At 70.1% G+C, this 12,320-nt stretch carries 15 protein-coding genes and 1 riboswitch; of the genes, 8 read left to right on the top strand and 7 right to left on the bottom strand.

Annotated features, from left to right (window positions below; translation table 11 throughout):
* Positions 1-259 (top strand): oligopeptide/dipeptide ABC transporter ATP-binding protein (locus tag ACFPZ3_RS59625; protein WP_379523342.1); only part of this gene is annotated, 259 nt, incomplete at its 5' end.
* A gap of 133 nt (positions 260-392) precedes the next feature.
* Here ACFPZ3_RS59625 and ACFPZ3_RS59620 read toward each other — a convergent pair.
* The 5 genes from ACFPZ3_RS59620 to ACFPZ3_RS59600 form a co-directional block, all read right to left on the bottom strand.
* Positions 393-1,574 carry a lipid-transfer protein gene (locus ACFPZ3_RS59620; protein ID WP_379523341.1) on the bottom strand — a complete coding sequence of 394 codons (1,182 nt, stop codon included), beginning with the start codon at positions 1,572-1,574 and terminating at the stop codon, positions 393-395.
* The gene (locus ACFPZ3_RS59615) at positions 1,571-1,972 is read right to left on the bottom strand and encodes a Zn-ribbon domain-containing OB-fold protein (RefSeq protein WP_379523340.1); all 402 of its coding nucleotides are present in this window, start codon (positions 1,970-1,972) and stop codon (positions 1,571-1,573) included. Before ACFPZ3_RS59615 ends, ACFPZ3_RS59620 begins: the two co-directional genes overlap by 4 nt.
* A gap of 25 nt (positions 1,973-1,997) precedes the next feature.
* Positions 1,998-3,134: a S8 family serine peptidase gene (locus ACFPZ3_RS59610; protein WP_379523339.1), complete on the bottom strand. Its 1,137-nt coding sequence runs from the start codon at positions 3,132-3,134 to the stop codon at positions 1,998-2,000.
* The gene (locus tag ACFPZ3_RS59605) at positions 3,131-3,739 is read right to left on the bottom strand and encodes a hypothetical protein (protein ID WP_379523338.1); all 609 of its coding nucleotides are present in this window, start codon (positions 3,737-3,739) and stop codon (positions 3,131-3,133) included. The genes ACFPZ3_RS59610 and ACFPZ3_RS59605 overlap by 4 nt, the downstream gene beginning before the upstream one ends.
* Before the next feature lie 82 nt (positions 3,740-3,821).
* The gene (locus tag ACFPZ3_RS59600; protein ID WP_379523337.1) at positions 3,822-4,628 is read right to left on the bottom strand and encodes an SAM hydrolase/SAM-dependent halogenase family protein; all 807 of its coding nucleotides are present in this window, start codon (positions 4,626-4,628) and stop codon (positions 3,822-3,824) included.
* A 117-nt stretch (positions 4,629-4,745) separates the two neighbouring features.
* Here ACFPZ3_RS59600 and ACFPZ3_RS59595 point away from each other — a divergent pair, with 117 nt between their 5' ends.
* From ACFPZ3_RS59595 to ACFPZ3_RS59585, 3 genes are read left to right on the top strand one after another with little or no spacing between them, the layout of a single operon-like run.
* Positions 4,746-5,045: a DUF3263 domain-containing protein gene (locus ACFPZ3_RS59595; protein ID WP_379523336.1), complete on the top strand. Its 300-nt coding sequence runs from the start codon at positions 4,746-4,748 to the stop codon at positions 5,043-5,045.
* A 39-nt stretch (positions 5,046-5,084) separates the two neighbouring features.
* Positions 5,085-5,852 carry a trehalose-phosphatase gene (gene otsB, locus ACFPZ3_RS59590; RefSeq protein ID WP_379523335.1) on the top strand — a complete coding sequence of 256 codons (768 nt, stop codon included), beginning with the start codon at positions 5,085-5,087 and terminating at the stop codon, positions 5,850-5,852.
* Between the two features lie 27 nt (positions 5,853-5,879).
* Complete coding sequence (locus ACFPZ3_RS59585) at positions 5,880-6,452, top strand: hypothetical protein (RefSeq protein WP_379523334.1); 573 nt, start codon at positions 5,880-5,882, stop codon at positions 6,450-6,452.
* A gap of 57 nt (positions 6,453-6,509) precedes the next feature.
* Here ACFPZ3_RS59585 and ACFPZ3_RS59580 read toward each other — a convergent pair whose 3' ends face one another.
* Complete coding sequence (locus ACFPZ3_RS59580) at positions 6,510-7,685, bottom strand: MFS transporter (RefSeq protein WP_379523333.1); 1,176 nt, start codon at positions 7,683-7,685, stop codon at positions 6,510-6,512.
* 1 nt (position 7,686) lies between these two features.
* The gene (locus ACFPZ3_RS59575; protein WP_379523332.1) at positions 7,687-9,111 is read right to left on the bottom strand and encodes an alpha,alpha-trehalose-phosphate synthase (UDP-forming); all 1,425 of its coding nucleotides are present in this window, start codon (positions 9,109-9,111) and stop codon (positions 7,687-7,689) included.
* A gap of 31 nt (positions 9,112-9,142) precedes the next feature.
* On the opposite strand from ACFPZ3_RS59575, the gene ACFPZ3_RS59570 reads away from it, so the two are divergent.
* From ACFPZ3_RS59570 to ACFPZ3_RS59555, 4 genes are all read left to right on the top strand, one after another.
* A complete protein-coding gene (locus ACFPZ3_RS59570) occupies positions 9,143-9,697 on the top strand; it encodes an RNA polymerase sigma factor (protein ID WP_379523331.1) in 555 nt (184 codons plus the stop codon).
* 79 nt (positions 9,698-9,776) lie between these two features.
* A riboswitch (SAM riboswitch) is annotated at positions 9,777-9,920 on the top strand.
* Positions 9,921-9,933: 13 nt separating this feature from the next.
* Positions 9,934-11,166 carry a threonine synthase gene (gene thrC / locus ACFPZ3_RS59565; RefSeq protein WP_379523330.1) on the top strand — a complete coding sequence of 411 codons (1,233 nt, stop codon included), beginning with the start codon at positions 9,934-9,936 and terminating at the stop codon, positions 11,164-11,166.
* Positions 11,167-11,190: 24 nt separating this feature from the next.
* A complete protein-coding gene (locus tag ACFPZ3_RS59560) occupies positions 11,191-11,466 on the top strand; it encodes a MoaD/ThiS family protein (protein ID WP_379523329.1) in 276 nt (91 codons plus the stop codon).
* 240 nt (positions 11,467-11,706) lie between these two features.
* Entirely contained in the window at positions 11,707-11,907 is a 201-nt protein-coding gene (locus ACFPZ3_RS59555) for a cold-shock protein (protein WP_173525743.1), read from the top strand.
* Positions 11,908-12,320 lie beyond the last annotated feature (413 nt).

Raw genomic sequence — 12,320 nt, 5'->3', positions numbered from 1 at the left:
GCACCCGTACACGCAGGCGCTGCTGTCGGCGGTGCCGGTGCCGGATCCGGAGGGGCGGGAGCATCGGGAGCGGATCATCCTGCAGGGTGACCCGCCCTCTCCCGCGAACCCGCCGAGCGGGTGCCGGTTCCGCACACGGTGCTGGAAGGCGCAGGAGATCTGCGCCGAGGAGGAGCCGCTGCTCCAGATCCGCCCCGGCACGGGACATGAGAGCGCGTGTCATTTCGCGGAAACGCATGATGTGGTGCACGTAGGGTGATCACTGGAGGGCCATTTTTCCGTTACGCGGTGCCGTGGCCGGCCACCCGCCGCACTTCGGTCGATGGCCCTCCAGGAAACGGCCTCTGACCCTTCAACGGTCACCCGCCGTCACGCGAGCCCACGTTGCCCGGCTAGGTGGTCGCGATGATCGCCGAGCCGTGTCCGAAGAGGCCCTGGGTCGCCGCCAGGCCCACGCGCGCGCTCGCGATCTGGCGATCCCCCGCGCGGCCCCGGAGCTGCGTCGTCAGCTCGCAGAGCTGGGCTATGGCCTGGGCGGGGATGGCTTCGCCGAAAGAGGCCAGGCCGCCCGACGGGTTGACCGGGATTCTGCCTCCCAGCGTCGTCTCCCCGGCGCGCAGCAGCTTGTCGGCCTCGCCCGGCGGGCACAGGCCCACGTCCTCCATCCAGTCCAGTTCCAGCGCCGTGGACAGGTCGTACACCTCGGCCAGAGACACCTCCCGCGGGCCCAGTCCTGCCTCCTCGTACGCCGCGTGCGCGATCGCCGCCCTGAAGGGCCTCTCAGGGGCCGGTACGGCGACGCTGGAGTCCGTGGCGAAGTCCGGCAGGTCCAGGACCGTGTGGGGGAAGACGGGGGTGATCGTGGAGACGGCCGCCAGGCGGACGAAGTGGGTGGTGTGGCGGCGGGCGTAGGACTCCGAGGCGAGCACCACCGCCGCGGCGCCGTCCGAGGTGGCGCAGATGTCCATGAGGTGCAGCGGGTCGGCCACCATGGGGGAGGCCAGGACCTCCTCTGCCGTGACCGGCTTGCGGTAGCGGGCCATCGGGTTGAGCGAGCCGGCCAGCGCGTTCTTGACCTTGACGGCGGCGAAGTCGGCCGGGGTGGAGCCGTGCAGGGCCATGCGGCGGCGGGCGTAGAGGGCGAAGTAGGCGGGGTTCGTCGCGCCGAGGAGGCGGAAGCGCAGCCAGTCGGGGTCGTCGGGCCGGTCGCCGCCCACCGGGGTGAAGAAGCCCTTGGGCGCCGCGTCCGCGCCGATCACGAGCGCGACGTCGCAGAGCCCGGCCAGGATCCGGGTGCGCGCGAGGTCCAGCGCCTGGGCTCCCGACGCGCAGGCCGCGTAGCAGGAGGCGACCCGGGCGCCCGACCAGCCCAGCGCCCTGGCGTAGGAGGCGCCGGAGACGAAGCCGGGGTAACCGTTCCTGATCGTGTCGGCGCCCACCACGTACTGGACGTCCGTCCACGCCACGCCGGCGTCCCGCAGGGCCTCGCGCGCGGCCGCCACGCCGTACTCCAGGAACGGCCGGCCCCACTTCCCCCACGGATGCATGCCGGTCCCCAGCACCACGACACTCATGCCACGCGCCCCCACATCCACACCAGCGGCCCGTCGGCGAGCGGGCCCGAGGTCAGCTCCAGCTCCATGCCCACCGCGAGCTGCTCCACGGTCAGGCCCTTGACCTGCCCGAGCACCACGATCCCCACCTCGTCGAGCTCCACCGCGGCCAGCGTCACCGGCTCGTACGGCTCCGCCGTCACGAAGGGCGCCGGCGGGGGATAGCAGGCGTTCGTGTACGACCACACCCGCCCCCGCCGCGGCAGCGGGAAGGCCCCCATGGACCCCGAGCAGCGCGGATTGGGGCACGACTCGGGCCGGGGCGGGAAGCAGACCGTCGAACAGTCCGCGCACCGGGTGCCCAGCAGGCGGACGCCGTCCTCGTCGATGGCGAACCAGCCGTCGATCGCGTACGTCATAGCCGGAGTATCGCACAAGCGCTTGCTAGGTATAATCCCTTCCGCGCCGCCGATACCGCATGACCACCCGCGCCGACATCACCGCCAGCAGCATCACCATGCCCACCACCACCGGCACCCGGGAGGCGGGCCCCGGCCCGTCGCCGAAGTACAGCCCCGGCCGGGCGAGACCGGAGGCAGGCACGTCCATCCGATCGGCCGCGCGCAGGGCGAGCAGCGCGTCGACCACGCCGTGCCCGTACTCGGGGCTGTAACCGTCGGAGGGCCGCCGCCTGGTGCCCTGCTCGATGGCCATCCGCACGTGGTAGGGGGACATGCCGGGATGCGCCGACCTGATGAGGGCCGCGATGCCCGCGACCATGGCGGCGGCCGAGCTGGTGCCGTCGCCGACCACGTACGAGTCGCCCCCGTCGGCCGTGACGATCTCCGTGCCCGGCGCGACCACGGACACGTAGTCCTGCCTGTTGGAGAACCCGGCGACCTTCATCCGCTGGTCCACGGCGCCCACCGCGATCACCCCCGGGTACGCGGCGGGGAAGTTCTTCCTGTTCCCCGCCGCCCCGTCGTTGCCCGATGAGGCCACCAGCACGGCGCCCTTGCCGATCGCGTACTGGACGGCCTCCTCCTCGGCCGCCGCCCCCTCCCAGGCCCCGCTGCCGCCGCCGAGCGACATGCTGATCACGTCGGCGCCGTGGTCGGCCGCGTACCTGATGCCCTGGGCCAGCGCGTCGCGCCAGCCGGTGCGCTGTTTCGCGCGCAGCGGGTCGCCGTTCTCCAGCGTGACCCGTACGGACAGGACCTCGGCGGCGGGCGCGACCCCGAGCACGCCGCCCTTGCGGTCGTCGCCGTGCCCGCGCCCGGCGATCAGGCTGGCCATGGCGGTCCCGTGCGGCCCCCACAGCCCCTTGCCCGCGCCGGTCAGGTCTGGGCCCTGGACGACGGCGCCCGTCAGGTCGGGGTGGCGGGCGTTCACGCCGGTGTCGAGCACGGCCACCAGCACGCCATCGCCCTTGCTCGACCGCCACGCCTGCGGCAGGCCGAGCGCGCCGAGTTGCCACTGCCCGGCCCGCGCGGCCTCGCCCATGTCGTCGGCGGCGGCGCCGGGGGCGCCGGTGGAGACGACCAGCCCGGCCAGCAGGACGGGGAGGATGAGCCGCCTCATCGGGTCAGCGCCCGGTGCAGCGCCGTGGCGACCTGCCTGGCGGCGTCGCGCAACCGTCGCACGACGCCGTCGCCCGGCTGGTAGGCCCGCCCGTCCGCGTAGCCCGCGGCCGTCGCCACCAGGTAACGCTCCTCGGAGGCGAGCACCACGCCGGTCATGTACTGCCGGTCGCCGAACGACTCGGCCGGCCCGCCGGGGAAGGCCACGGGGCGCACGGTGGCGGGCCGGCCCATGCCGTGGGGGCCGAGCACCGGGCCGTCGAGGACCGCGATGCCGACGGTGACGACGAAGGTCTGCGTGCTGTCGGCGTAGGTGGCGCGTAAGGCGGTACGGCAGCCAGAACGTACGGCGGCGGCCTGGAAGGCGGCCGAGCAGGGCGCCTCGGGGGCGACCCCGGCCAGCACGTACGTGACCCGCGCCCCCGAGGGGCTGCGGCCGGGCACCGCGGCGGGGAAGACCTGAGCCACCGGCCACGCCTGCCAGCGCTCTGAGACGGGCGGCGCCGGCGAGGGCCAGACCGCGGCCATTACGGACATCAGCACAACGGACAGGTGGTACACGTCGACCTCGAACGGGAGGGGAGGGACCTCCGATCTGCTCCGCATTCTGACACGTGAGCGCTCTCTCAATCCGACGCTTCGGTAAACAGACCGATACGCGGAGTAGTTCCGATCTGCGTCATATGTCCTACGGTGTGGGTGAAAGTCTGACATGTGCCCCAGGTGGGAGCCCCAGTTGCTGAGCCGCGTCGCCGGAGTTGACCGCGATCGCGACCAGCCCCGCCGAGTCCGCGAAGGCCACCAGCTCCCCTGGCGGCACCGCCGCGTACGTCTCCCGGTACGGCAGCGCGAGCTGCCGCCGCCCCAGCCACACCCCGAGCGTGTCGCCGATCCGCACCCCCAGCGCCTGAAGGTCCCCGGCCGCGATCGAGAGCTGCGTGTTCCCGTAGCGGTCCACGGACACGACCTCGCCCTCCACCGAGCCCTCGCGCAGCAGCGAGGTCGGCTCGGGCAGCGAGACCAGCCGGGCCACCGGCACCTCGGGCCCCAGGTCCGCCGGTCGCACTCCGCCGGACAACCGCCCCGCGACCGGCGAGAACACGTCCCGCCCGTGGAAGGTCGGCGAGACCGGGTGCAGGAAGTAGTCGGCGTTGCTGATCTCGTACGCGGCCAGCGCGCCGCCGCTGGCGTGCACCGCCCACGACAGCAGTCCGTTGTCGGGCCCGATGAACACCCGGCCGCCGGCCTCGACGGCCACCGCCCGCCTGGCGCCGCCCGCCCCCGGATCGACCGCGCCGATGTGGATGCCCTGTGGGAGGTACGGGATGGTCTGGGCGAGAACCGCCGCGCCGCGCCGTACGTCACCCGCGGGGATCAGATGGCACACGTCGATCACCCGGGCTTCTGGCGCGATCCCGGCAATCACTCCATGACAGGCCGCCACATAACCATCCTCGAGCCCATAGTCGGTGAGGAGGGTGATGACTGAGGTCACATTTGGCGACTGTACGTCTCCCAATCCGCCGTGAACAGCCGCACTCGGCACATTACGATGGCCACGGGCCGCGTGCGGGCGATGTGATCGTCGCCCGCCCCTTTCGAGGAGGACACCATGGGAGCACCGCTCAGCGGTGACAATGCTGCCCAGGAACCGTCCCGACAACCGCTCTCGGAACGCGACATCGAGCTCCTCGCCTTCGAGCGCCAGTGGTGGCGCTACGCGGGCGCGAAGGAGCAGGCCATCAAGGAGACCTTCGGGTTCTCCGCCACGCGCTACTACCAGGTGCTCGGAGAGTTGATCGACAGGCCGGAAGCGCTCGAGCAGGACCCCATGCTGGTCAAACGCCTACGCAGATTACGCTCCACGCGGAGGCGCGACCGCGCCGCCAGAAGGTTTGGCATGCGTCCCTGACCGGCTGGGTACGGCAGCCGCGTGAGGAACATCCCTGGAATGGAAGCGATCTTCAGTGATCCGGCAGGCGCCGTGATCGGGCTCGACTTCGACGGAACCCTTTCGCCGATCGTGCCCGACCCCGCCACGGCCGTGATCCACCCGAAAGCGCCCGAGGTTCTCGCCGACCTGGGCAGGCACGTCCTCGCGGTGGTCATTGTGACCGGCAGGCCCGCGGCCACCGCACTGGAGCTCGGGCCTGGCCTGGCCGACGTGCCGGGGCTCGTCGTGCTCGGCCACTACGGCTTCGAGCGCTGGGAGGGCGGGCGGATCTCCGCGCCCCCGCCCCCGCCGGGTGTGCCGCGCGCCGAGGCCGAGCTGCCGCTGCTGCTCGACTCGCTCGGCCTGCGCGAGGTGAGCGTCGAGGACAAGGGCAGGGCCGTGGCCGTGCACACCAGGCGCAGCCCCGACCCGGAGGGCGCGCTGGCCCTGTTGCGCGAGCCGCTGGCCAAGCTGGCCGAGAAGCACGACCTGGTGGTCGAGCCGGGCCGCATGGTGCTGGAGTTGCGCCCGCCCGGCATGGACAAGGGACACGCGCTGAGCCTGTTCCTGGCGGAGCGGGCCGCGAGGTCGGTGTTGTTCGCCGGCGACGATCTGGGCGATCTGGCCGCGTTCGACGCCGTACGCGATTCCGGGCTGCCTGGCGTGACCGTGTGCAGCGGCTCCGCCGAGGTGACCGCGCTGGCCGAACGGGCCGACATCGTGGTGGACGGCCCCGAGGGCGTGGTGGCGCTGCTGGGCGAGCTGGCCTCCGCGTTCAGCCGTTAGCAAGCCGCGATCTCTAGAGTCGGGCGCATGTTCAAGCGCCGCCTTGCCGTCGCGGGTGTGGCCGCGGCCACGCTCGTGTCCCTCTCCCTGCCCGCCGCCGCCGCTCCCGCCCAGCCGCTCAAACTCAGAGGCATGACGCTCCACCTCCCGAGCAAGTGGAAGGTCTACCGGGTCAGCCCCGACTGGACCCGCGTCGTCACCGGCAAGTGCGCCCATCCCAAGGGCGGCTACGGCACTCCCGGGTGCGACAGCTTCTGGGTCCTCGGGCCCAAGGCCATCAAGCAGGGGCAGGAGATCTTCAACCCCTACACCGGGAGCAATCCCTTCTACCCCGCCACCGACGTGCAGCAATGCCCGGCGAACGGCAAATGGGGCCAGTCCGTCGACAAGATCAAGTTCAAGGGCCTGCGCCAGGTCGGCCCCGGCCACAAGGCCGCTTACCGCGAGTGGAAGTTCACCTGCGCCTCGTACTCGGCCGGTGGGGTGAAGTCCCGCTACATCCAGCGCGAGTGGTTCCTGCCGAAGACCAGGATCCTGGTCGTGGACCAGTGGAACACGCCGGGCCTGTCCGACGTGCTCAAGCGTGCCGACTGGAGCTGAGCACCCCGGCGGCGTGCTCAAGCGCGCCGACTGGAGCTGAGCACCCCGGCGGCGTGCTCAAGCGCGCCGACTGGAGCTGAGCACCCCGGCGGCGGCCAGGCCGATGAGCACCGGCACCATCAGGAACGCGTTCCCGGTGCCGAAGCCGTCGGCGAGCGCGCCCAGCACCAGCGGGCCGATCGCCATGGCGGCGCCCGCCCAGATGGGCGAGGCCGCCGCCGCCAGGTCCGCCCGGCCGCCGGAGTGGGCGATCAGCGCGGCCAGCGCGAGCGGGAAGTGCAGCGAGGCGCCGAGCCCGCAGACGACCAGCCCGGCGTACGACAACACCGGCTGCGTGCTCAGCCAGAACACCAGCCAGCCCGCGAACGTCACCGCCAGCGCCCCGGCGAACAGCCGGGCCGGCGGCAGGCGCAGCGCGAGCTGGGCCCCGGCGAACCGGCCCGCCGCCAGCCCCGCCACGAACGCCGTCAGCCCCGTGGCCGCCACTGCCACGCTCACTCCCGTACGGGTGGCGAACAGGTCCGCGGCCCACAGGTTGAAGGTGAACTCCAGCGCCACGCAGCAGAACAGCACCAGCCCCGCCAGGTGGAAACGCCGTCCTGGCCGCCCCGTGACCGCCGCGCTCCCATCGGGGCCCGGTGGCCGCGCGGCGGGCCAGACGCGGCCCATGGCCAGCGCGAGCAGCACGCTGGCGACCGGCGTGACCAGCAGCGCGGCCCGCCAGCCGAGCGCCGTCTGGGCCACCACGCTGAGTGCGAACGTCACGCTCATGCCCACGACGACCCCGACCGCGTTGGCCTCGCTGATCGCGGCGGGCCCCGCCTGGCCGTGGTGGTCGCTGAGCGCCGCCATGGACGTGTAGAGCAGGATCGAGCTGAAACCGCCGGACACGCCGTACCCGAGCAGCGTCAGGGGCAGGGCGTCGGTGGTCAGGACGATGAGCGGGCCCGCGTTCATGCCCGCCAGGCCGATCCAGCTCGTCGCGCGCCGGCCCAGCCGCCGGGTGAACAGGGGGAGCAGCAGCCCGGCCGCGATCGTGCCGAGGGCCATGGAGGTGCCGTGCAGGCCCGCCACGGTGGCCGTGGTGCGCTGGTCGGCGCGCAGGAGCGGCAGGGCGGCGCTGAGGCCGTACAGGTAGGTGGAGAACGTGGCGAGCTGCAGGTAGACGAGCCAGGTCGGGCGATCTCGGATCAGCCGGACCGACGATAAGACCCCTGCGGGCTCCCGTCTCATGTCAGGCCAGCGCTTCGAGCTGGGCGGCGAGCCATTTCTGCGGCGGCAGCGCGGTCGCGGCGGCGTGCAGCTTGTCGCGGCGCATGCGCCGCTCGTCCTCGGGCATGACCAGCGCGTCGTGCAGCGCGGTGGCCGTGCCGCTGATGTCGTACGGGTTCACCATGAGGGCGTGCTGACCCAGCTCCGCCGCGGCCCCCGCCTCCCGCGACAACACCAGCGCGCACCGCTCCGACAGGACCGGGCCCTCCTTGGCGACCAGGTTCATGCCGTCGCGGATGGGGTTGACCAGCAGCACGTCGGCCATCCGGTAGGCGGCCAGCGAACGCGGATAGTCGTCGTTGACGTTGAGTATCACCGGGTCCCAGTCCTCGTTGGCGTACTCGGACTCGATCTCCTGCGCGCAGCGCTGCACCGAGGCGGTGTACTCGCGATATTCGGGCAGGTCGTGGCGGCTGGGATAGGCGAAGGCCAGGTGCACCACGCGCCCGTGCCACTCCGGGTGGGCGGCGAGGAACTCGCTGTAGGCCACCAGGCCGCGCACGATGTTCTTCGACAACTCGGTGCGGTCGATGCGCACGATCAGCTTGCGGTCGCCCACCTGCTCACGCAGCGCGGTCATGTGCGACTCGACGTCGGGCTCGCAGGCCCGCGCCCACAGCGCGGTCCCGTCCACCCCCAGGCTGTGCACGCCGATGCGGGTCGTCCTGCCCTCGTAGGTGACGCTGCGCCCCACACGGTCGGCCTCCGCGCCCAGCAGACGCTCGCAGCAGTCCATGAACGCCTGCGCCCACCTGTCGGTGAGGAACCCGGCGTGATCGGCCCCCAGAATGCCTTCCAGGACCTCTCCCGCCACCTCGTCGGGCAGCAGGGAGAAGTATTCCGGCGGCGCCCACGGGGTGTGGCTGAAGTGCGCGATGCGCAGGTCGGGCCGTTCGGCGCGGAGCATCGCCGGGGTCAGCGTCAGGTGGTAGTCCTGCACCATCACGCGCGCGCCGTGCCCGGCCTCCTCGGCCAGCGCCAGCGCGAACGCGCCGTTGTAGTCGCGGTAGGACTCCCACTCGCGCTGGAACCTCGTGCCGAAGTTGGGCGAGTTGGGGATGTCGTAGAGCAGGTGGTTGACGAACCACAGGGTGGAGTTGGCCACGGCGTTGTAGGCGCGGTGGAACGTCGCGGGCGGGATGTCCAGCATCCGCAGCGGCCCTGTGTCGTATCCCGATTGGTCGACGCGGCCGCCGTCGGCCAGGCGGACGGCGCTGCGGTCGCCGTCGGACAGCGCGGCGCAGACCCACAGCACGCCGTCGTTCTTGGCCACTCCCGACAACCCCGAGACCAGGCCGCCACCACCGCGCTTCATGGTCAATTCGCCGTCGTCCGAGACGGTGAAGGAGACCGGCCCTCTGTTGGAGGCCAGCAGCACGCTGTTCATCAAGGCTCCCTTCGATCGTAGGATCCCAGCTATGGCGCTTGATGAGCTAACCGAGGAACTCGCCCGATCCGCAGCCGCTGGAGATCATCGCGCACTTGGCGAACTCCTGGCACGGATAGAGCCCGATGTGATGCGTCACTGCGCCCGGATCCTCCCCTATCGCCAAGACGCGGAGGAGGCCTCGCAAGATACGTTGCTGGCCGTGGCGCGCAATATCGGGCGGTTCGAAGGAAGGGCGAGGTTCAGCACCTGGCTGCACATCGTGACGGCCAACTGCGCGCGGACGACATACCGGTCGCTGAAGCGGCGGTCGGCCGAGCAGACCTCGGACGAGCTGCCGATGCAGAAGCCCGACGTGGGCCGGGTGAGTGTGATCGCGGGCTCCCGGCTCGACCTGCTCGACGCGATGGAGGCACTGGAGGCCGACAAGCCGGACCTCGCGCAGGCGCTGGTGCTGCGCGATATCGTCCAGCTCGACTACAACGAAGTGGCCGAGCAGCTGGGCATCCCGCTCGGCACCGCGAAGTCGCGTATCCACCAGGCCCGCAAATATGTGCAGGGCGTGCTGGGGGAGGACTACCGATGAGACCACTCGTCTCACATGTTGAGACGAGTGGCAATTTCGGGCACTTAAGAGGGTAGAGTCCTTTTCAACAACTGCATATTGCTCATCCAGAGGGGTGGAGGGACCGGCCCTACGAAACCCCGGCAACCCTCCCGGCTTTCGACACTCGCGACCTGGCGAGGCCGACCGGGACAAGGTGCCAATTCCGGTTCGCGGTCAAGGTGGCCGTGGGCGAAGATGAGGGAAGGCCTCGCTTCATGTCGCTCGACTTTGGTCCTGCCGTCGCTCTGTCCTGCCGCGAGTGCGGCACGCGTTACCCGCTGGGTCCCAGCTTCGCCTGTCTGGAGTGTTTCGGGCCGCTGGAAGCGGCCTACGACTTCGGCCAGGTGACCCGCGCGGACATCGAGTCCGGTCCAGCCAACATCTGGCGTTACCGTTCACTGCTTCCCGTGCCGGTCGATGTGGCCAGTAAGCCCAATATGAACCCCGGCTGGACCAAATTGGTCAAGGCCGGAAACCTCGGGCGAGCACTCGGCATCAAGTCCCTTTACGTGAAGGACGACTCCGGCAACCCCACCCACTCCTTCAAGGACCGGGTGGTCGCCATGGCCGTGGAGGCGGCGCGCAACTTCGGCTTCCACACCCTTTCCTGCTCCTCCACAGGAAACCTCGCGGGCGCCGTCACGGCCGCCGCCGCGCGGGCGGGGCTCGACGCGTGCGTGTTCATCCCGGCCAACCTCGAAGCGGCCAAGATCGCCATGGCCCGCGTCTTCGGTGGCAAGCTGATCGCGATCGAGGGGACCTATGACGACGTCAACAGGTTCTGCTCCGAGCTGATCGGCGACCCCCTGGGTGACAAGTGGGGCTTCACCAACATCAACCTGCGGCCCTACTACGCCGAGGGTTCCAAGACGCTCGCGTACGAGATCGCCGAGCAGCTCGGGTGGCGGTTGCCGGAGCAGATCATCATTCCCATCGCCTCGGGCTCGCAGCTCACGAAGATCGACAAGGGCTTCAAAGAGCTGGTGAAGCTGGGGCTGGTGGAGGACACGCCTTACAAGATCTTCGGGGCGCAGGCCGCCGGGTGCTCGCCGGTGTCCTCGGCGTACAAGGCCGGGCACGACGTCGTACAGCCGGTCAAGCCCAACACCATCGCCAAGTCGCTGGCCATCGGCAACCCCGCTGACGGGCCCTACGTGCTCGACATCGCGCGGCGCACCGGAGGGGCCGTCGAGGACGTCACGGACGCCGAGATCGTGGCCGCCATCAAGCTTCTGGCCTCGAACGAGGGCATCTTCGCCGAGACGGCGGGCGGGGTGACCGTGGGCGTGCTGAAGAAGCTCACCGAGAACGGTCTGCTCGACCCGGAGGCCGAGACCGTGGTGTTGAACACCGGTGACGGGCTCAAGACGCTCGACGCGATCAGCGACGACGCCGCGCCCACGGCCGTGATCCGGCCCTCTCTCGACGCGTTCCGCGCGACTGTCTGACAACCAGGAAAGGCGATTAGAACGATGAGCGTTTCTGTGCGGATTCCCACCATTCTGCGCACGTACACCGGGGGTAACGCGGAGGTCAGTGGCGAGGGCGCGACTCTTCGTGACGTGCTCGCCAAGCTCGACTCCGACTACCCGGGGATCGGCCCGAGAATTCTGGATGAATCGGGCAAGATTCGTCGTTTCGTCAACGTTTATGTTGGGGAAGAGGACGTCCGTTTCGCCGAGGGGCTCGACACTCCGGCACCAGAAGGCACACAGATCTCCATCATCCCGGCAGTCGCCGGCGGCTGAGTGCCGAGGCTCACCTTGAAGGCGCCCCAAGTGGGCGCCTTCTGCTTTTCCCCGGCCAATTCAACGTTGAAGGACCTTCGCTGCGAAGAAATAGGTGATTTGCAGATTGACTCTGTTGCCAAACCCCGTGCCACAGGTATGGTCGAGGGCGATCGTCTGACTGATTTCCGTTAAGTCATACGATTACAGGTCCCGCGGAGGAATGGGCGAGATCTGGGAGCCCAGTAAGAGGAGTCGGAAGTGGCGCAGGGCACCGTCAAGTGGTTCAACGCGGACAAGGGCTACGGCTTCATCGCGGTAGACGGTGGTAAAGATGTATTCGTCCATTACTCAGCGATCATGATGGACGGGTACCGATCTCTCGAACAGGGTCAGCGCGTCGAGTTCGAGATCACGCAGGGCCAGAAGGGACCGCAGGCGGAAGCTGTCCGTGCGGTCTGATTGACATCACTGGTTTGCACCGGGCGGGATCGCATGGCAGCGCAGTCCATGCGAGCCGTCACCTTCCTTTCGTCGACTCGCGTGCGGCGAGCTGCTCCGGGGCGGCTCGCCGTACCGACACACTGACCTGGGCGGAAACGCCGGGCGGGTGGGCGCTCGCTTGCACTCGGCAGGGTAGAGTGCTAAACAGTTCGTTGGCACTCTGTGCAGCAGAGTGCCAACTGGGATCGAGACGATGGGGCTCAGCCGAACGGAGATGCTGACCCATGCCGTCGCGGGCGTCGGCTCGGTCCACGACAAGCCACCCTGCATCTGGGAGGTCTAGCCTTATGGCAGCCAAGATGATCGCGTTTGACGAGGACGCCCGGCGCGGTCTCGAGCGCGGCATGAACCAGCTCGCCGACGCCGTCAAG

The sequence above is a fragment of the Nonomuraea insulae genome (assembly GCF_042656245.1).
Note: the sequence above shows the minus strand (reverse complement) of the source record. Positions and strands in the feature narration are given on the sequence as shown.

Bases quoted from the DNA above. Each gene is read 5' to 3' on its own strand.
- ACFPZ3_RS59620 (WP_379523341.1), bottom strand. From the start codon at position 1,574: ATGAGTGTCGTGGTGCTGGGGACCGGCATGCATCCGTGGGGGAAGTGG.
- ACFPZ3_RS59615 (WP_379523340.1), bottom strand. From the start codon at position 1,972: ATGACGTACGCGATCGACGGCTGGTTCGCCATCGACGAGGACGGCGTC.
- ACFPZ3_RS59610 (WP_379523339.1), bottom strand. From the start codon at position 3,134: ATGAGGCGGCTCATCCTCCCCGTCCTGCTGGCCGGGCTGGTCGTCTCC.
- ACFPZ3_RS59605 (WP_379523338.1), bottom strand. From the start codon at position 3,739: ATGCGGAGCAGATCGGAGGTCCCTCCCCTCCCGTTCGAGGTCGACGTG.
- ACFPZ3_RS59595 (WP_379523336.1), top strand. From the start codon at position 4,746: ATGGGAGCACCGCTCAGCGGTGACAATGCTGCCCAGGAACCGTCCCGA.
- otsB (WP_379523335.1), top strand. From the start codon at position 5,085: ATGGAAGCGATCTTCAGTGATCCGGCAGGCGCCGTGATCGGGCTCGAC.
- ACFPZ3_RS59585 (WP_379523334.1), top strand. From the start codon at position 5,880: ATGTTCAAGCGCCGCCTTGCCGTCGCGGGTGTGGCCGCGGCCACGCTC.
- ACFPZ3_RS59580 (WP_379523333.1), bottom strand. From the start codon at position 7,685: ATGAGACGGGAGCCCGCAGGGGTCTTATCGTCGGTCCGGCTGATCCGA.
- ACFPZ3_RS59575 (WP_379523332.1), bottom strand. From the start codon at position 9,111: ATGAACAGCGTGCTGCTGGCCTCCAACAGAGGGCCGGTCTCCTTCACC.
- ACFPZ3_RS59570 (WP_379523331.1), top strand. From the start codon at position 9,143: ATGGCGCTTGATGAGCTAACCGAGGAACTCGCCCGATCCGCAGCCGCT.
- thrC (WP_379523330.1), top strand. From the start codon at position 9,934: ATGTCGCTCGACTTTGGTCCTGCCGTCGCTCTGTCCTGCCGCGAGTGC.
- ACFPZ3_RS59560 (WP_379523329.1), top strand. From the start codon at position 11,191: ATGAGCGTTTCTGTGCGGATTCCCACCATTCTGCGCACGTACACCGGG.